Source organism: Georgenia sp. Z1344 (assembly GCF_057652375.1).
The window spans coordinates 2114781-2131347 of sequence record NZ_CM172728.1 but is presented as its reverse complement, the minus strand read 5'-3'; the positions used below and the strand labels follow the sequence as shown (position 1 = coordinate 2131347).

Here is a 16567-nt window from a genome sequence, read left to right as displayed (position 1 = left end):
GAAACTACTCGAAGTCATCACACGCCTCATGTGCGCGACGGCCCGAGCAGTTTGCCGTCCACGAACGGTGTCAATCAATTGGAACGCTGCACGGCGACCTATCTGCAAATCCAAGGTTCTCTCACCTCTGGTTTGTACTTCCTGCTAACGAGTCTATTGACTGTGGTACGACTGTCAGGATTCACGTGGACGAGGTCTGGCTGGCACTCCTACCGCCACCACGCCGGATGGAATGTCACGCACGACACCAGCAGCGGCGCCAATACTGGCGTCAGTTCCCACTGTAATTCCCTGGATGATGGCGGCACCCGTTCCGACAGTCACGCCGTCGTCCAGGTTGACGCTTCCGGCGATGTTGGCCCCAGGGTATGCAGTGACGTAGTCAGACAGCTTGGCATCGTGACCGATCGAGCAGTTGAAGTTGAGATGCGTGTGCCTACCGATCGATATGTTGGTGCCCACACTAGTGTTCGAGCACACGACCACACCGGGTGACAGTCTGACGTTGCGCCCGAATGTCGCACTGGGGTGCGCGGCAATCACGGGTTCCCTATGCAACGACGTCGCCCACTTGTCGATTCGGCGGCGAATATCCCCCACGCCAATGCCGATGAGATAGCCAACTTCCGCCGGGAGTTCTTCGAGAGTCGTCACCGGACCCAGCAGCTTGGAACCGCGCTCATCGAGCAAGCGTTCATCGGGCTCACCGTCATCGAGAAACCCAAGCATCTCGAACGTCGGCGCCACCGCATTCATGGCTTCCACGACGTCGTGCGCGTGGCGACCGAAACCACCAGCTCCGATTATCACGATCGGCCGGGACATCTACAGCGCACCTTCCGAAAAGAGCGTGGTCCCGCCGCTTGCCGAGTATGTTCCCTCACGGCCTAGCACTCGACGAGCGGTCATCCCAATAATTTGCATGTCCAGCTTGTTCGACCAGTTGTCGATGTACCAAATGTCGAGCTCGATTCGCTTGGCCCAGGACAACTCGTTCCTGCCATTCACCTGAGCCCATCCTGTGATGCCTGGCCGAACCTCGAGTCGGCGTCGCTGTCGTGGGGTGTACTGCTCTACTTGGTAGCCCAAGGTCGGACGGGGGCCGACGAGGCTCATGTCTCCTTTGAAGACATTCACCAACTGCGGCAGCTCATCGATACTGGTCGCCCTCAAGGCACTGCCCACCCGTGTGATTCGGGGATCGTTCGCCGCGATACCCGGTCCAGATTTCGACGCATCCTTCGTCATCGTGCGCAGTTTCAGAATTTCGAATGGTGCTCCATCGCGACCGATGCGCTCCTGCTTGAAGATCGCGGGCCCGTCGCTCTCCATCCGAATCGCCACGGCGGCCACTGCGACAATCGGTGCAGCGGCAACGATTCCAAGGGTCGAGAGACCAACATCGATCACACGCTTTACCCATCTGGCCATGACGCAAGCCTATGCCCAGACACTCGTCCTGTTGGCAGCTTCACCGCTTGGTCAGGAACCTTGGGACCCGGCGATCCGCACGCGCCCGGTCAGCGTTGTTCAGCCAGCGAGGCCGCGCGTCGCCCGCTCGCGGCGGCGCAGCGAGCGGCGATCGAGGACGTACGCCACGATCGCGCCCAGCAGGATGCCCAGCGGCCCAAGCGTGAGGACCAGCAGGCCGATCGCGTTCGAGTCGCTCAGCTGGTCCACGTAGAACTGGCTGCCGCCGACCTGCTCGGCGTAGCCCTCGTCGAACGACTGCCCCTCCGTGAACACCACGAGCAGGATGCTGACGAGGATCCCCAGCAGGAACCCCGTCCACATGAACCGGCCGTACCGCGGGGCGCTGCGGATGTGCCCGACCGTCGTGGCGGCCGGCTTCTCGGGCTCGGGCGTCGTCTCGGGCTCGGCCGGGTCGTCGGTCACGTCCTCGGACTGGGCCTCCGGCTCACCCTCGGACTCCTCGGGGCGCGACGCGGGGTCGGCGGCGGGCGGGTGCGCGTCGTCGTCGGGAATGGTGGGCTCTCCCCCGGCGGGGCGCGGGGTGTCGGCGGGGTCGGGGGGAGTCACCGGCTGAACCTACCCCGGCGCACGAGCGGCAGGCACGCCGCGAGATCGGCCCGCTCACCGGAGGCCGAGACCCGGTTCGCAGCCAGGGCCTCGTCCCAGGAGACGTCTCCGGACGCGAGCTCGAGCCACGTGGCCGGGTCGGTCTCCACCACGCCCGGCGGCGTGCCGCGTGTGTGCTTGGGGCCGGCGATGGCCTGGACCGCGCCGGCCGGCGGGACCCGCACCTCGAGCGCACCGCCAGGGGAGGAGACAGCCAGCTCCTCGAGCGTGAACCGCACCGCGGTCATCAGATCGGCCCGCGAGATCGACCCCGCATCCTCCTGCCAGGCGCGCACGGCCGCGAGCCCGATCGTGGGGTCGATACGGCGGCGGGGCATGGCTCAAGGGTAGATCGGGCAGTGGCGGGCCGGGCGTGGGGGTTCGTCGTCGGGCGGTGTGCCCTTGGGCACGAGGGACTGCGGGGGCTCGGCGATGGCCGTAGCGTGTCCGCCCGTGTCGAGCATGAGCGGCGGGGGCCTAAGTTCCGCGGGTGGGCGGGAGTTTCCGTCCCGCCTGCACTCGTTGACCGGACTGCGGTTCTGGGCCGCGCTGCTCGTGGTGATGTACCACCTGAGCGCGCAGGTGGGGCAGGTGCCGGTGCTCAGCTACCTCACCGCGTTCGGCCGCACCGGCGTCACCTTCTTCTTCGTCCTGTCCGGGTTCGTCCTCGCGTGGACCTACCTGGATCGGCCCGTGCGGTTCTCCGTGTTCATGTGGCGGCGGTTCGCGCGGCTGTGGCCGCTCGTGCTGGTCACCGGGGTGATTTCTCTGGCGATCTACTGGTGGATCGGTGCGATGCCCGGACGGGGCGAGGCGGCGTCGACGTTCCTGTTCCTCCAGGCGTGGCGGCCCGAGTGGGCGAGCGGGGCGAATCCCGCCTCCTGGTCCCTCAGCGACGAGTGGTTCTTCTACCTGCTGTTCCCGGCTGTGCTGGGGCTGGCCGCTGCCGGGAGGCGGTGGCGGGCGGCGCTGTGGGTGGCGTGCGCGGTGGTGCTCGTCGGGCTGTGGTGGGTGTTCGGGACCGCCGGCTGGGCGGGGTTCTGGCTCGACTACTTCCCGCCGTCGCGGCTCGTGCAGTTCGTGGTCGGGGTGCTGTGCGCGGTCATGGTGCGCCGGGGCGGGCGGTCGCCGGTGGGGTACTGGGTGGCTGTTGCTCTCGTGGTGGTGTTCCACGCGGCGATGGTGCCGTGGGAGCGGGCCGTCGGTGATGGGGCGGCGTTCGGGCCGTACTCCGGGTCGCAGTGGTGGTCCACTCCCCTGTTCGCGCTGCTCATCGTGGCCGCGGCGCAGAACGACATCGACGGGCGGCCGACCCTCGTGCGCGACCGGGTGTCCGTGCGGCTCGGGGCGTGGTCGTACGCCTGGTACCTCGTGCACGAGCCCGTCATCCGGACGTGGAATCAGGTGGTGCCGGACGGGTTCGGCCATCACGCGATGGGGGTGGGCCCGGCGTTCGAGTGGGTGTACCTGCTGGTGCTGACCCAGGTGGCGGCCTGGGGGCTGTACACGCTGGTCGAGCACCCGGCGGAGAAGTGGTTGCGCGCGAGGGGGCCGCAGCCTGGTTCTCGGCCGGTCGGGGCCTGAGGGGCGGGCTGCGCAAGGGAGAAGTGCCCATGGAGCCTGCACTGACGCTCGATAACCTCGGGATGTGAACGACTCCCCCACCAGGTCTGGCCTCCGCATCGGCGCGGTGCTCGCGATCGTCGGGGCGGTCCTCGTGGCCTCGACGATCATCTGGGGCTGGGGACGGTTCGCCTACGGCGCCGGTGTCCTGCTGGCCGTCCTGGGCGTGACGGCCCTGATCACGGAAGCTGTTCGTCGTCGTGCCGTCGCCACCGTCCTCGCGAGCACCGCTGCGGTGATGCTGACGGGCGGGGCGGTCGTCGCCGTCAACGGCGCCCCCAGCGAGTACGAGGCGTGGGACGACCCCGGCGAGGACGCAGACGTGGTGGACCGCAGGTCGGTCCGGGTCGGCGACCTGTACATCGCCGACGGCGCGGCGTGGGACGTCGCGACCGGCGATGTCGCGTGGTCGATCGAGTTCACGGACTACGCGATCCCGTCGGCCGTGTCCGATGAGCTCGTCGTCTTCGCGACCGCCGATGCGACGGTGGCCGTCGACCCTACGAGCGGCGAACAGGTATGGACCGCCCCGGTCGGCGGATTCGGCATCAGCCATGACGGCGACGTCATCGTCATGGCCACCAACGACGACGACGCTGTGGCCCTCGGCCTCGCCGACGGCGAAGTCCGGTGGAAGCGGCCGGGAGCACCCACGCACGAGTGCACCAACGACCGCAGCAGGCGCACGGACCGGCCAGCGACGGAGTCGACCGCGGTGCTGATCGGGCCTAACGACTCCCCCATGAGCCGGGAGTGGCGGGTCCTCGACGTTGCGACGGGCGAGGTCACCGTGACAGTCGCCAACTGCGATCACAAGGCCCGATTCGTGGGCGGAATCCTTGTCGAGGAAGGCGGCGACGATCTGGTCGGCAGGAGCATCACCGACGGCACGGAGCTCTGGCGCACCGAGATCGACCGCCCCTGGGTGTGGGAGGGCAGCGGCAGCACGATCGTCGTCCCACCCAGCTCTCGTGCAGCCGACTGGGCCGGGGTCGACCTCATCGACGTCGAGACCGGCGAGTCCGAGCGGGTCCGCCCCCCCGCGGGCGTGCTCGACCCGGACGCCGGACGGATCGAGGTGCTGGAGTGGCAACGGCAGGACGACGTGTGGGTGCTCGTCCCCGGCGAGGAGGGGCACACACTGTGGAACCCCATCAGCGACGAGCTTGTCGAGGTTCCGGACGGGGTGAATGTCGACGATGTATGGACCCTTGGCGGCTGGTCGTGGCTGTCGCTGGGCGGCGAGATCCGCGACGTCACGGGGCACGAGAGGCCTGTCTGCTGGGCGATGGCACCGGACGGGGAGCTCCACGGGCCGGTCACCGGTGAGGGGTGCCAAGCATCGAACGGGCTCATTGAGACGGAGGACGGTGTGTTCCCGGTCGAGTAGGTGGGAGTGCGCTCAACCCTGCGGCGAGGGAACGGACTTCCTCCCGGCGAGTGGGCGCTTCGCGTCACTCGAGTTCGGCGAGGCACTCCTCGTCACCCACGCTGAACGGGGTCTCCGTCTCGGACCGCTCGTCGCCGTCGAGGGTGAGGAGGGACGAGATCCGGGCGACGAACTCGCCGCACGGCCGGTCGTAGGTGTAGGAGAACTCGACGGCGTGCCGGCCGCCCGCGGGGACGTGCGCCGTTCCCAGGCTGGCGGTCACCCGCTCGCCGAGGTCCTCTCCGTCGACGACGTTGCCGGCCTCGAACACCTCGACCCGGTACCAGCGAGGGAACAGGTCCGCGGAGTCGTTCGTGACGGTGACGCGCAGGTCGAGCGCATACGGGCGGACCGAGGAGGACGCGCGCCAGCCCTGGTCCCGCAGCTCGGGCACGACGGTGGCCGTGACGTCGTCGGTCAGCTCCACGGTGAACTCGTCCCCGGCGACGGCCGGGGTCGCGGCGTCGCCGCGCGGGAGCAGCACGAGGATGGTGAGGGCGAGGACGAAGGTGAGGATCGCCGTCGTGACGAAGGGACGGCGCGAGGGGGTGGTCGACGTGGCGGGGGTTGTGTCGTCAGCGGCGCCCGGCGGGGCGGTCGTCTCCTCGGGGGCGGCCGCATCGGGGGCGGGGCGGTCGGCGTCGGTCATGCGTCCTCCCCGGGGTGGGCGGCGAGCGTGTACTCCTCGCCGCCGACCGTCAGGTCCACCTCGTAGTGCGCGGCGTCGCCGGACGGTGGCTCGTAGGTGAGGTCGATCCAGTACGGGTCGATCGCGCGGATGGTCCCGCCGATGCTGTCGAGCGTGGCGCGGGAGGAGTCGGTGGGGACGAGCTCCTCGCGCTCGCCGGAGTCGTCGACGGCGAACAGCCCGAGCTCGAGCCCCTCGAGGTCGAGCCAGTCGTCGGCGGTCCCCTCGTTGCTGTCGAGGGCCACGTCGAGGGTGAGGTAGCGGTCGCCCGTCGGCGCCGCGAGACCCGGGATAGAGGAGGGCTGCCGGACGTCCCAGACGGAGACGAGCGAGACGGGGCCGGGGGCGAAGGCGTCCTCGTCGCTCAGCGAATAGCCGGTGGTGAGCTCCTCGGGGTGGTCGCCGCGAATCAGGCCGATGAGGAGGAAGGCGATGAGCGCGGCCGCGGCGCCGGCGAGCACGCCGAGGACCGGTTGGCGCCAGCGGCGGCGGGGGGACGTCGTCGTCATGAGCCGACCGTAGGGGGCGTGAGGGGGCCGGCCCAGAGGGAGCGCTGCCCCCGGTAGAGGTGCCCGCTCGCCTTCTGACGAATGAGGGGAGATTCCCTCGCGAGTGAGGGGATTTCCCGGCCTCTAGGACATATAGGCGTCGCCACACCCCACGAGATCAGGTGAAACGGATGAGACCAGAGGCAATATCATCTGATCTCGCAGGCTTCCCCGGGTCTGGTCGAGCTGCACGTCCAGGCGAGCCCAGCGGGATTGGTGTTCGTCGTCGGAGGCGCCAACCTGGCGAGAAAGGTGCTGATATCCGCGCAGAGATCGAGAACGACCGCGATACGGGAGATCAGTTCATCGTCAGTCGGAAGGCCGAAGCGACGCGGGCGAGCGCCGGGTCGTCCAGGGCGATCTCGCCGGCCGGTGCTGCGTCCACGACCGGCGTCCCGTCAAAGATTGCCCAGCACTCGAAGTCGCCGGTGCGCGACATGTACCGCAGACCGGAGTAGAGAGGATCGCCGTCGTCGTCGGCCTGGGCATAGGCCCAGGACGCGATCGCCCGTGTCAGGAGCCGATCGGCCCCGCGCACGTGCCCGACATCCAGGTGCTCCACACCAGCGGGCAGCACCAGATCTCGGTCGAGCACGTTCCAGGTGTCCTGATGCTCGACGTCGACGAACGGCAACGCCGCTGGTGTCGCCAGCTCGAATCTACGTCGCGTCTGTCGCCAGTCAGCAGCGATCGAGCCGGGCCGCATGTGCTCGCCACCGTCCTCGGCAAGTTCCACCATCGCCGGCGAGGGTCGAAGACGCGCAAGCACCTCCCGGTAGCACCCCTCGATATCGGTCGCCGCGTACAGCACTCCCCCACCGACGACATCGAAGCGGTTGCCCGCGTGCGGCGACAGGGCTTCCGCCGGGTCGATGAAGGAGAACTCCGTGCCCTTCCCCAGCCGAGCGACGCGCCAGATGCGGTCCGGCGCTTCGACAGTTCGGGGGTGGATATCGCTCATCCCCCGATGGAGAAGGCGCGTGCCGCAGACATCGCGGCGCGGACGTCACCGTCAGCGATGACCTCGGTCGGGCTGCGGTCCTCGAGCTGAGGGTTCATCCCGATGAACCATGCCCGCACGACGTGCCGGGAGTCTCGCTCGACGAGGTGCTGAAAGATCTGAAAGGCGCCTCGGAGCTTGCGCTCGACCTCAGGCTGCGGGGGGCGCTGCGTCCCCTCGGCCCACCGGGACACCGTCTGCGGCGACTTGCCCACCATGAAGGCCACCAGCTTGGGCCCGAGGTTCTCGTTCAAGTACTCGACGATCTGTGCCGTCGTCCAATCCTCCGGACGCGCGCCGGACATCGTCGAGTGAGCGTGAGATCGGCTTCCATGCGCCGATCGCGGGGACACCATGACGGAACTCCCTCCGGGCCGGGACGCCATCATCGAAACGACTGATAGACGAGTGAGTTCCGACTATACTCCGACGCCTGTTTGACGTCTATGCCTCGAGAACCCGCACGGCCGGTCGCCGGCCCACGAGTCGCTCACTCGCTAGCGCGGGGCAGTCCGCCGTCGGAGCGCGCAGCGTCAGCCGCCCTGGACCACGCGGTCGGCCGCGTGCTTCCGCGCGAGGATGGCCCGAGCGTTCGGCTCGTCGACGTCGCGGACCCAGGCTGCGGCGTCGTCGGGGGACTTGCCGAACTCCACGTGGCGGGCGACGAGGCGGTCCCGGCGCAAGGCATCGGCGATGTCGATAAACCAGGTCTCGGTGAGGACTGAGGTCAGGCGGTCCCACGGGGCGGCGTCGGCGAGGAGGTAGTTGCCCTCGGTGATGACGAGGTCCGCGGCGGGGTCGATGGGGACGGCGCCGGCGATCGGCTGCTCGAGGTCGCGCTCGAAGCCGGGGACGTAGACGACGTGGTCCGTGGCGGCGGCCGCGCGCTCGAGGGCGGAGAGGTAGCCCCAGCCGTCGAAGGTGTCGATGGCGCCCTTGCGGTCGCGGCGGCCGAGGCGGTCGAGCTCGACGTCGGCGAGGTGGAAGCCGTCCATCGGGAGGAGGGCGGTGCGGATGCCGCGGTCGTGGAGACCGGCCGCGAGGGCGGCGGCGAGGGTGGACTTGCCCGCTCCGGGGGCGCCGGTGATGCCGAGGATCGGGCGGGTGGGGGATTCGGCGGACCGAGCGCGTTCCACGATGGCCGCCGCGAGCTCGATGAGGCGGTCAGTCACGGGGACCACTCACTGCCAGGTGCGTCGTCAGGTACCGGTGAGCGTGAGCAGCGAGATCGGCACCGTCGTCCCAGAGGTCGCGCCAGACGGCGAGGTCGTCGGAGAGGCCACGCGCAACCACGCTCGATGAGAACGACTCAAAGGTGATCGGCCCGCTGTAGTTCACGTCCGCAAGTGCATGAAAGAAGCCAGGAAGATCGAGATGCCCCGACCCGAGATATCCGCGGTGGTTTTCACCGACATGTACATAGCCAAGTCGGCTACCGACCTCGAGGACGGGCCGCACAAGGTCATCCTCCTCGATATTCATGTGATAAGTATCGAGATGAATCATCACGTTGTCGCTGCCGATGTCATCGGCGAACCGCAATGCCTGACGAGCAGTATTGATCACGTTCGTCTCGTAACGGTTGCAGATCTCCAGACCCAGCGTCACGCCGAGCTTCTCTGCCTCGGACGCCAGCTCGCGCAGAGCCGCGACCGCATTGCCTCTCCCGTCCGGCGTCATCGCGCTTCCGTACTTCCCGAGCGCGCTGTAGAGGGCTCCGGTAAAGACCGTTCCACCCAGCGCGGCGGTGGCGGCCAGCGACTCCTGCAGGAGCGCCAGACCGCGTGCAACGACACCGGTGTCCGGGCTGGAGACGTCAGCATCGAACGCAAGTCCACGGGAGCACGCGACCTTGAGACCCGCCTCGTCGAGCGCCGCTCGCGTGCTTGCCACGTCGAGGTTCTCGAGGTCGTGCAGCGAGAGCTCGACGAGGTCGTAACCCGCCTTCGCAGACTGCGCGACGATGCTCTGGACCTCGTCGACCGAGGTGTTGCCCTCCCATACGAGGGCATGGATACCGAGCGGGTTGGTCGTGGTGGTACTAGCCATCAGGTGGTCTTCCTTCATGTCAGAGATGGGTGAAGAGCGTGTCGACCATGTGATCGACAACGCGAGGCCCGTCGACCTCGACGAGCGCACGCAGGTTGGGATCGCCGTCGCGAAGTTCGACGGTCTGGCCGGTCGTGAGGTCGCCGTTCGTCTCGACGCCGACCAACAGATCCTCAAATCGACCGAGGGCTCCGTCCGCCGCGACCGCGACGGCCAACGGGTCGTAGAGGACGCAGCCATCCGCCCACTCGAACATCGGCCGGTCGAGGTAGGTCGAACAGATCTCAGCGAGCAACCGGGTCGCGGTCGAAGTCGGTTCCCATGACCGGATCGTGTCGGCCGCCAGGACGACCCCGCTTGCCGGACTCGTGACGTCCAGGCTCACCATGGTCAGAGGCACGCCGGCGCGAAAGACTTGGTCGGCCGCCTCCGGGTCGAACCAGATGTTGCACTCGGCGACCGGCGTGATGTTCCCTCGCCCGTATACCGGCTCCCGTCCCAGCGCACCGCCCATGAAGACGATGGACTCGATCGCATCGGCGATGTCCGGGGCCTGCGCCAGAGCCTCCGCGAGGTTCGTCTGTGGCCCCACGGCCACGATCGTCACCTCACCGGGGTGTCGGCGGACCGTCTCGATGATGAGCTCGACCGCTGTCGGGGCTGCACCCGCATCGATCTGCGGGAGTGCGATCGCACCTTCTCTTCCCCGTTCGCCGTCGTACGCGTCGCGCAGCACACCAGGAAGATCTCGAGCGATCGGGGTTCCCCGTCCCACCCCTACCGGGATGTCCGGGCGCCCCGCGGCAGCCAGAACCGCAGCGGCTCCGCGCGCACCGAGCTCCGGCGGGCAGTTCCCGAATGTCGTCGTCACCGCGAGGAGGTCGAGCCGTGGGTCAGCAAGCGCCAGCAGGAGCGCAATGGGGTCGTCGGCGTCCGTTCCGGGGATCCCTACACCCGGATCGGTGTCAAGAATGATCTTCCGAGTCATTCCCCGGCCTCCGTGTCGTCGTGAACCGAGACTGCGCCGGTCATGATGGCCACAGCCTCGGCGGGCGTGTGCGACTCAGGGCTGATGACGCCGATGCGACGTCCGAGCCGCTGAATCTGGATGCGGTCAGCTACCTCGAACACGTTGGGCATGTTGTGGCTGATGAGGATGACTCCGATCCCACGGTCACGAAGACCGCGGACGACGTCGAGGACCTGACCGGTCTCGCGCACACCCAGCGCGGCGGTGGGCTCGTCGAGCACGACCACACGGCTCCCGAAGGCAACCGCGCGAGCCACCGCCACTGCCTGGCGCTGCCCACCCGACAGGGTCTCCACGAGTTGGGTGATGTCCTGGAGGGTGCGGATCCCCAGGGCATCGACCTTCTCTCTCGCCTCGTCACGCATGCCCTGGTGATCGAGCATCCGCAGGACCGACCCGAGCACCCCAGGCCGGCGCCGCTCCCGCCCCAGAAAGAGATTCGAGGCGATGTCGAGTGCCGGTGCGAGCGACAGCTGCTGATAGACGGTCTCGATGCCGGCGTCCTGCGCATCCTGGGGTCTCCGGAACTGCATCTCCTCGCCGTCGACAGTGATCGTGCCGGCGTCAGGCGTCTCAGCTCCGGTCAGACACTTGATGAGCGTTGACTTGCCGGCGCCGTTGTCCCCGATGACAGCCAGAATCTCGCCCGCGTAAAGAGGCTCTTCCGGATTGAGGGTGTAGACGGCCTGGCGCGGTGGTGAGCGAGGTGCCGGCGTGTCAGCGTCCAGATAGGGGTCGAGGTCTTCCGATGATGGGGGTTCTCACGCCACCCACCGGGAAGACCTCGACGTGCCTGACGCTACCTTCGCCCGCCCTGATCTGACCACGTTCGCTCGTCTGGACGAGCTCGGCTTGGAGGTCGTCGGCCAGCGCATCGAGCCTGGTCGGGCGGTCCTGGCCTGCAGGGTCGTCGAACCGGACAGCTGGTGCCGGCGGTGCGGGTGCGAGGGCGTCGCGCGGGACACCGTCACGCGCGAGCTCGCTCACGAGCCTTTGGGGTGGCGTCCCACGACGCTGGAGGTGAGGGTGCGTCGGTACCGGTGCACGGGCTGCGGGCACGTGTGGCGTCAGGACACGACCGCCGCGGCCGAGCCGCGCGCTCGGCTCTCCCGCCGCGGGTTGCGGTGGGCGCTGGAAGGGATCGTGTGCCAGCACTTGAGTGTCGCTCGTGTCGCCGAGGGGCTGGGGGTCTCGTGGAACACCGCCAACGCCGCGGTCCTGACCGAAGGACGCCGCGTCCTCATCGATGATCCGACCCGGTTCGACGGCGTCAGCGCCATCGGTGTCGACGAGCATGTCTGGCGCCACACCCGCCGCGGCGACAGGTTCGTGACCGTGATCATCGACCTCACCGCTGTTCGCGAGGGGACCGGCCCGTCCCGGCTGCTGGACATGGTCGAGGGCCGCTCGAAACACGCCTTCAAGCAGTGGCTCGCGGGCCGGCCGCAGGACTGGCGCGACGGGGTCGAGATCGTCGCGATGGACGGCTTCACCGGGTTCAAGACCGCCGCCGCCGAAGAGCTGCCCGACGCGGTCGCCATCATGGATCCTTTTCACGTGGTCCGCCTCGCTGGCGACGCGCTCGATGACTGCCGGCGCCGTGTCCAGCAGGACACCTGCGGGCACCGGGGCCGCAAGGGCGATCCGCTCTACGCCGCCCGCCGGACCCTGCACACCGGCGCCGACCTGCTCACCGAGAAGCAGTCCCAGCGCCTGGAGGGCCTGTTCGACGGCGACACCCACGTAGCGGTCGAGGCCGCCTGGGCCGTCTACCAGCGCATGATCGCCGCCTACCGCGTCCCCGACCGCGCACATGGTCGCCAGCTCATGGCCCAGCTCATCGCCTCCGTCAGCTCCACCGTGCCAGCCGCCCTGACCGAGCTGCGCAAGCTGGGCAGGACCCTGAAGCGCCGCGCCGCCGACGTGCTCGCCTACTTCGACCGGCCCGGCACGTCCAACGGCCCCACCGAGGCCATGAACGGCAGGCTCGAGCACCTGCGCGGCTCGGCCCTCGGCTTCCGCAACCTGACCAATTACATCGCCCGATCACTACTCGAGACGGGCGGATTCCGACCCCAACTACACCCTCGAATGTGAAGAGCCCGTAAAGATCCAGATCTACCCCGTCGGCGGCAACGACCGCTCCGTACGTCTTCACCAGGCCGCGGACAGAGAGGATCGGAGTTCGCGTTGGCGTCGTCTCGACGCTTGTCACGTCGGTGGTCGTCATCGCCGTCCCGCCCTTCTGATCCACTGGTCGAGGCTTACGGCGGCGATGATGAGCACACCGATCGCCAGGGTCTGCCAGAGGACGTCGACCCGCGCGAGCGAGAGCCCGTTGCGAAAGATCCCGACAATCAGCGCCCCGATCAGTGAGCCCAGCAGGCGGCCACGCCCTCCGAACAAACTCGTGCCGCCGATGACCACGGCGGTAATCGAGTCCAGGTTCGCGTCAACAGCCGAGTTCGTCGTTGCGGCACCGACGCGTCCGATGAGCACCCAGGCCGACAGGGCAAAGATCACGCCGGCGCTGATGTAGACGCTGAGGAACGTGCGGGTGGTACGAATCCCGGCGAGCATCGCAGCCGAAGGATCGTCGCCGATGGCGTACACGTGCCGTCCCCACGAGGTCTGCGAGAGGACATAGGCGCCGACCGCATACATCACGAGTACGAGCAGCACACCCGCGGTCAGCCGGAACGGACCGACCGAGATCGAGCTTGAAGTCCACGTGAGGAAGGACCCGAGCTGGTCGCCGCGGATCGAACGGCCGCCACTCATCATCAGCCCCAGCGCGGTGAAGATGCCCATCGTGCCGAGAGTGACGATGAACGGCGGCAGCTTGAGCACGGCAACGAGCACCCCGTTGAGGAGGCCCGCGGCCGCACCAGCGGCGATGCCGACGACGAAGGCGATGCCACCCGGCACATCCATCTCGCCGGCCAGCGTCCCCATGACCATCGCGACGAAGATCATGATGGCACCGACCGAGAGATCGATCCCCGCCGTAAGGATGATCAGGGTCTGGCCGACGGCAAGGGCCGCGATGATCGCTACCTGTTGGAGTACGAGCGAGAGGTTGCTCGGCTGCAGGAATCGGTCGTTGATCAGCGCGAAGACGAGCACCGCGCCGACCAGGACGACGAGCGGGCTTATCGTCGGGTTCCGGTGCAGCAGCTGTTGCAGCCTCTGCAGTGGGGAGAGCTTTCGACTCTTGAAGAACTCTGCCGCTGTCTGCGGCTCGGCTTCAGTCGTGGTCACGGCGTCGCTCCTCGAACGGATTCCTTACCAGCACAGTTCGGAGCCCTCGGTGGTGTCGATGCTGTCGAGTCCGTCAACCGCCTCGTCCGTGACGAGGGCCGTGCCGGTGTTGACGAAGTCAGATCCCTCGGTGGGTTCGGGCAGGGTCCCGTCGTCGAGCCACTGAACGACCGCCTCGATGCCCTGCAGCCCCATCTGGAAGGGGTACTGCTGGGCGACCGCTCCAAACTCTCCGGCCGCGACCGAGTCGACGCCGGAGCAGCTGCCGTCGAGCGAGACAACGAGAGCGTCTGTGTTGCCAGCGGCCTCAAGCGCCTGGACGGCGCCGACACCCGAAGTCTCGTTCGCGGTGTAGACGACATTGATGTCGGGGTTCAGTGACAGGCAGTTCTCCATCGCCGTGCGGCCGCCATCCTCGGAGCCGTTCGACGCCTCGTTGCAGACGATCTCGTACTCGCCGGCGCTGTACTCGCCAGTCGCAGACTCGTCGCCGTTGGTCTCGGGATCCGCGATGTCGATCCCCATCCCGTCGAGGAATCCCTGACCACGCTGGTAGTCGACGGACACAATCTTGTCGTCGAAGAGGTTGATGAGCGCGATGGTGGCCTGCTCTCCGTCGAGCGACCCCGCCGCCCACTGGCCGATCAACTGCCCGGCCTCGAAATTGTCTGTCGCAAGCGTTGCGTCAACCGCATCCACCGGGTCGGTCGGCGTGTCCAACGCGAGGACGAGCAGTCCCTCGTCACGCGCACGCTCGATGGCATCGTTCACCGCGGGTCCGTTGTTCGCGATCAGGATCGCGCTGTCGCCGCGAGCGATCGCATCCTCGATCGCCTGAATCTGGCCATCCGCGTCGGACTGGTCAGCACCCGCCGCAACGGTGAGCTCGATGCCGGCGTCAGCGGCGGCCTCCTCGGCACCCTCGACCATCGCGGTCCAGAAGTGGTTGTCCGGGTCCTTCGTAATGATGGTGACGTAGGTGGTTGATCCGTCGCCACCGGCCTCCGCATCGTCGGAGGAACAAGCGGTCAGTGCAAGCGCGGCGACGGCGAGACCGGAAAGAACGGCCTGCCCGCGGCGCCGGTGCGTGGTTCGGGTCATCTCAGCTCCTGTGGTGAGGGTCGACGCGCTCTTGCATCGACGATCGGTACATTGCCACTTCTGACTTCGAACGTCAATTCTGTTACTGTCGCCGTCATAAGGGGGTGGTGATCGTGCATCGAGGCGCGACGACGCGCGCTAGCGTCATGACCATGGACACCGACGTCTCTCCTCAGGGCTGGCTTCGCGACAGCCCTGGGGCGGTGTACCAGCTGTTTCGGCACCACCTGACCCCACTGACCAAGTCGGACGTCGCCAGGCACTCCGGGCTATCGAGAAGTGCGATCAACGCGCGAATCGCACCTCTCATCGACTCCGGTCTGCTCGGGCCGGCCGATACTCAGGGGGCCACGGGCGGCAGACCCGCCGAACGATTCGAGCTGAACGCAGGCTGGGGGCTCCTGCTGATCGCCGACATGGGCGCCACAGCCATCCGAGCTGCCGTCTGCGACCTGCGCGCCACGTTCCTTGCCGAGAAGACGGCGCCGGTCGACATTACGAGCGGCCCGGAAGCGATCCTTGCCGTCATCGGTGGGATGTTCGATGAGCTGCTCGCGTCAACCGGGCGGCTCCCAGCCGACGTCGTCGGGGTCGGTCTCGACGTTCCGGGCCCCGTCGATCACGAGCTCGGCCGCGTCGTACGACCTCCGATCATGCCGGGGTGGCACGACTACGACATCCCCGCCTTCTTCAAGGATCGCTTCTCTTGCCCCGTGCTGGTCGAGAAGGACACCAACGCGATGGCGCTCGGGGAGCAGAGCCTCAACCACTCGGCGATCTCCGACCTCGTCTTCGTCAAGCTGGGGACCGGCATCGGTACGGGAATGGTCCTGCGGGGGAGCATCTATCGCGGCGCCGACGGCGCAGCCGGGGACATCGGGCACATCCCGATCGAGAGCCGTTCAGACGAAGGGTCGCCGCCCATCTGCCGATGCGGCAACTACGGGTGCCTCGAGGCATATGTCAGCGGATGGGCGTTCGTCCGGGAGCTTGAATCATCCGGGTTCGACGTCAAGAGCGTCGACGACGCAGTACAGCTCATTCGGGCGAGGGAACCAGCCGCCGTTGAGCTCGTACGCCGGTCAGCGGATGTGATCGGCACGTCGATCAGCCACCTGGTCAACATCGTGAACCCGCGACGCATCGTTATCGGGGGACAGATCGCCGGCGTCGACGACAGCCTCATCGCGGGGATTCGCGAGACGGTGTACCGACGCTCACTCCCCCTCGCCACCCGGGATCTCGAGATCGTGCCGAGCACCCTCGGATCGCGCGCCGGCGTGTACGGGCTCGCGCGCCTCGTCCTCGACGATGTCCTCGTCCCCGAACGGATCGACCACATTCTCTCCATGGTGGCCTGACGCCCGTCCACGATCACTCGTCGCTAACGTCGCCCGCTCCGTACCGCTGACGGGCTGCCTCGCCCGTCGTACCGATCGCATCGCCGACCTCTCGCCACGAGAGTCGCTGCGCTCGGGCACCGCGCACCGCATCGGCCAGCTCCCGCTCGGCGACGCCACGACGCCATGCAGCGAGCTTGACCGCCAACACGGGCGGGAGCGGCGCACCCTCGTCGCCGGGCGCAGGCTCATAGTTCTCGAAACGGTCCGCGAACTCGTCAGCGCGAGCCTTGATCTCCTCGATGGAACGTCGGGTCATCGTCAGTCACCTTGCCGAAAGGGTCCGGACGCGTGGGCTGATCGGGCACCGACGCGCGCGGTCGATCGCCGTTTCGGAGACTCGGTGCCCCTGGGCGTCG

19 protein-coding genes are annotated in these 16567 nt (G+C 67.8%); 4 read left to right on the top strand and 15 right to left on the bottom strand.

What is annotated here, in order from left to right; all coding sequences use genetic code 11:
* Positions 1 to 174: 174 nt before the first annotated feature.
* The 4 genes from AC24FB_RS09620 to AC24FB_RS09605 all read right to left on the bottom strand — a co-directional run bounded on the left by AC24FB_RS09620 (position 175) and on the right by AC24FB_RS09605 (position 2417).
* Positions 175 to 825 (bottom strand): NeuD/PglB/VioB family sugar acetyltransferase, encoded by a 651-nt coding sequence (locus AC24FB_RS09620; protein WP_425715584.1) that lies wholly within the window; start codon positions 823 to 825, stop codon positions 175 to 177.
* On the bottom strand, positions 826 to 1431 hold the full coding sequence (locus tag AC24FB_RS09615; RefSeq protein ID WP_425715585.1) for a sugar transferase: 606 nt from the start codon (positions 1429 to 1431) through the stop codon (positions 826 to 828). It lies immediately after the preceding gene.
* Between the two features lie 99 nt (positions 1432 to 1530).
* Positions 1531 to 2040, bottom strand: coding sequence for a hypothetical protein (locus AC24FB_RS09610; RefSeq protein WP_425715586.1), 510 nt, complete (start codon positions 2038 to 2040; stop codon positions 1531 to 1533).
* The gene (locus tag AC24FB_RS09605) at positions 2037 to 2417 is read right to left on the bottom strand and encodes a sterol carrier family protein (RefSeq protein WP_425715587.1); all 381 of its coding nucleotides are present in this window, start codon (positions 2415 to 2417) and stop codon (positions 2037 to 2039) included. The genes AC24FB_RS09610 and AC24FB_RS09605 overlap by 4 nt, the downstream gene beginning before the upstream one ends.
* Positions 2418 to 2601: 184 nt before the next feature.
* Here AC24FB_RS09605 and AC24FB_RS09600 point away from each other — a divergent pair, with 184 nt between their 5' ends.
* Positions 2602 to 3663 (top strand): acyltransferase family protein, encoded by a 1062-nt coding sequence (locus AC24FB_RS09600; RefSeq protein ID WP_487560166.1) that lies wholly within the window; start codon positions 2602 to 2604, stop codon positions 3661 to 3663.
* A gap of 64 nt (positions 3664 to 3727) precedes the next feature.
* On the top strand, positions 3728 to 5092 hold the full coding sequence (locus AC24FB_RS09595; protein ID WP_425715588.1) for an outer membrane protein assembly factor BamB family protein: 1365 nt from the start codon (positions 3728 to 3730) through the stop codon (positions 5090 to 5092).
* Between the two features lie 64 nt (positions 5093 to 5156).
* Here AC24FB_RS09595 and AC24FB_RS09590 read toward each other — a convergent pair whose 3' ends face one another.
* From AC24FB_RS09590 to AC24FB_RS09555, 8 genes are all read right to left on the bottom strand, one after another.
* Positions 5157 to 5780 carry a hypothetical protein gene (locus AC24FB_RS09590; protein ID WP_425715589.1) on the bottom strand — a complete coding sequence of 208 codons (624 nt, stop codon included), beginning with the start codon at positions 5778 to 5780 and terminating at the stop codon, positions 5157 to 5159.
* Complete coding sequence (locus AC24FB_RS09585; RefSeq protein WP_425715590.1) at positions 5777 to 6328, bottom strand: hypothetical protein; 552 nt, start codon at positions 6326 to 6328, stop codon at positions 5777 to 5779. The genes AC24FB_RS09590 and AC24FB_RS09585 overlap by 4 nt, the downstream gene beginning before the upstream one ends.
* A gap of 337 nt (positions 6329 to 6665) precedes the next feature.
* The gene (locus AC24FB_RS09580; protein WP_425715591.1) at positions 6666 to 7328 is read right to left on the bottom strand and encodes an RES family NAD+ phosphorylase; all 663 of its coding nucleotides are present in this window, start codon (positions 7326 to 7328) and stop codon (positions 6666 to 6668) included.
* A complete protein-coding gene (locus tag AC24FB_RS09575; protein ID WP_425715592.1) occupies positions 7325 to 7621 on the bottom strand; it encodes a hypothetical protein in 297 nt (98 codons plus the stop codon). Before AC24FB_RS09575 ends, AC24FB_RS09580 begins: the two co-directional genes overlap by 4 nt.
* Before the next feature lie 279 nt (positions 7622 to 7900).
* Complete coding sequence (locus AC24FB_RS09570) at positions 7901 to 8539, bottom strand: nucleoside/nucleotide kinase family protein (RefSeq protein WP_425715593.1); 639 nt, start codon at positions 8537 to 8539, stop codon at positions 7901 to 7903.
* A complete protein-coding gene (locus AC24FB_RS09565; protein ID WP_425715594.1) occupies positions 8532 to 9434 on the bottom strand; it encodes a sugar phosphate isomerase/epimerase family protein in 903 nt (300 codons plus the stop codon). The genes AC24FB_RS09570 and AC24FB_RS09565 overlap by 8 nt, the downstream gene beginning before the upstream one ends.
* Before the next feature lies 1 nt (position 9435).
* Complete coding sequence (locus tag AC24FB_RS09560) at positions 9436 to 10404, bottom strand: nucleoside hydrolase (RefSeq protein ID WP_425715595.1); 969 nt, start codon at positions 10402 to 10404, stop codon at positions 9436 to 9438.
* Positions 10401 to 11174 (bottom strand): ATP-binding cassette domain-containing protein, encoded by a 774-nt coding sequence (locus AC24FB_RS09555; RefSeq protein ID WP_425715597.1) that lies wholly within the window; start codon positions 11172 to 11174, stop codon positions 10401 to 10403. Before AC24FB_RS09555 ends, AC24FB_RS09560 begins: the two co-directional genes overlap by 4 nt.
* A gap of 61 nt (positions 11175 to 11235) precedes the next feature.
* Here AC24FB_RS09555 and AC24FB_RS09550 point away from each other — a divergent pair, with 61 nt between their 5' ends.
* Positions 11236 to 12543 carry an ISL3 family transposase gene (locus AC24FB_RS09550; protein WP_425713489.1) on the top strand — a complete coding sequence of 436 codons (1308 nt, stop codon included), beginning with the start codon at positions 11236 to 11238 and terminating at the stop codon, positions 12541 to 12543.
* Between the two features lie 129 nt (positions 12544 to 12672).
* Here AC24FB_RS09550 and AC24FB_RS09545 read toward each other — a convergent pair whose 3' ends face one another.
* Together AC24FB_RS09545 and AC24FB_RS09540 are read right to left on the bottom strand one after the other, a co-directional pair.
* Positions 12673 to 13707, bottom strand: a complete 1035-nt coding sequence (locus AC24FB_RS09545; protein ID WP_425715933.1) for an ABC transporter permease — start codon at positions 13705 to 13707, stop codon at positions 12673 to 12675.
* A gap of 24 nt (positions 13708 to 13731) precedes the next feature.
* Positions 13732 to 14808, bottom strand: a complete 1077-nt coding sequence (locus AC24FB_RS09540; protein ID WP_425715932.1) for a substrate-binding domain-containing protein — start codon at positions 14806 to 14808, stop codon at positions 13732 to 13734.
* Positions 14809 to 14960: 152 nt separating this feature from the next.
* Between AC24FB_RS09540 and AC24FB_RS09535 the strand changes: the two genes are divergently transcribed.
* Positions 14961 to 16169 (top strand): ROK family protein, encoded by a 1209-nt coding sequence (locus AC24FB_RS09535; RefSeq protein WP_425715931.1) that lies wholly within the window; start codon positions 14961 to 14963, stop codon positions 16167 to 16169.
* 13 nt (positions 16170 to 16182) lie between these two features.
* Here AC24FB_RS09535 and AC24FB_RS09530 read toward each other — a convergent pair whose 3' ends face one another.
* Positions 16183 to 16467, bottom strand: coding sequence for a hypothetical protein (locus AC24FB_RS09530; RefSeq protein WP_425715930.1), 285 nt, complete (start codon positions 16465 to 16467; stop codon positions 16183 to 16185).
* Positions 16468 to 16567: the final 100 nt, after the last annotated feature.

Coding starts and splice junctions, on each gene's coding strand:
- AC24FB_RS09620 (WP_425715584.1), bottom strand. CDS start 825: ATGTCCCGGCCGATCGTGATAATCGGAGCTGGTGGTTTCGGTCGCCAC.
- AC24FB_RS09615 (WP_425715585.1), bottom strand. CDS start 1,431: ATGGCCAGATGGGTAAAGCGTGTGATCGATGTTGGTCTCTCGACCCTT.
- AC24FB_RS09605 (WP_425715587.1), bottom strand. CDS start 2,417: ATGCCCCGCCGCCGTATCGACCCCACGATCGGGCTCGCGGCCGTGCGC.
- AC24FB_RS09590 (WP_425715589.1), bottom strand. CDS start 5,780: ATGACCGACGCCGACCGCCCCGCCCCCGATGCGGCCGCCCCCGAGGAG.
- AC24FB_RS09585 (WP_425715590.1), bottom strand. CDS start 6,328: ATGACGACGACGTCCCCCCGCCGCCGCTGGCGCCAACCGGTCCTCGGC.
- AC24FB_RS09580 (WP_425715591.1), bottom strand. CDS start 7,328: ATGAGCGATATCCACCCCCGAACTGTCGAAGCGCCGGACCGCATCTGG.
- AC24FB_RS09565 (WP_425715594.1), bottom strand. CDS start 9,434: ATGAAGGAAGACCACCTGATGGCTAGTACCACCACGACCAACCCGCTC.
- AC24FB_RS09560 (WP_425715595.1), bottom strand. CDS start 10,404: ATGACTCGGAAGATCATTCTTGACACCGATCCGGGTGTAGGGATCCCC.
- AC24FB_RS09540 (WP_425715932.1), bottom strand. CDS start 14,808: ATGACCCGAACCACGCACCGGCGCCGCGGGCAGGCCGTTCTTTCCGGT.
- AC24FB_RS09535 (WP_425715931.1), top strand. CDS start 14,961: ATGGACACCGACGTCTCTCCTCAGGGCTGGCTTCGCGACAGCCCTGGG.
- AC24FB_RS09530 (WP_425715930.1), bottom strand. CDS start 16,467: ATGACCCGACGTTCCATCGAGGAGATCAAGGCTCGCGCTGACGAGTTC.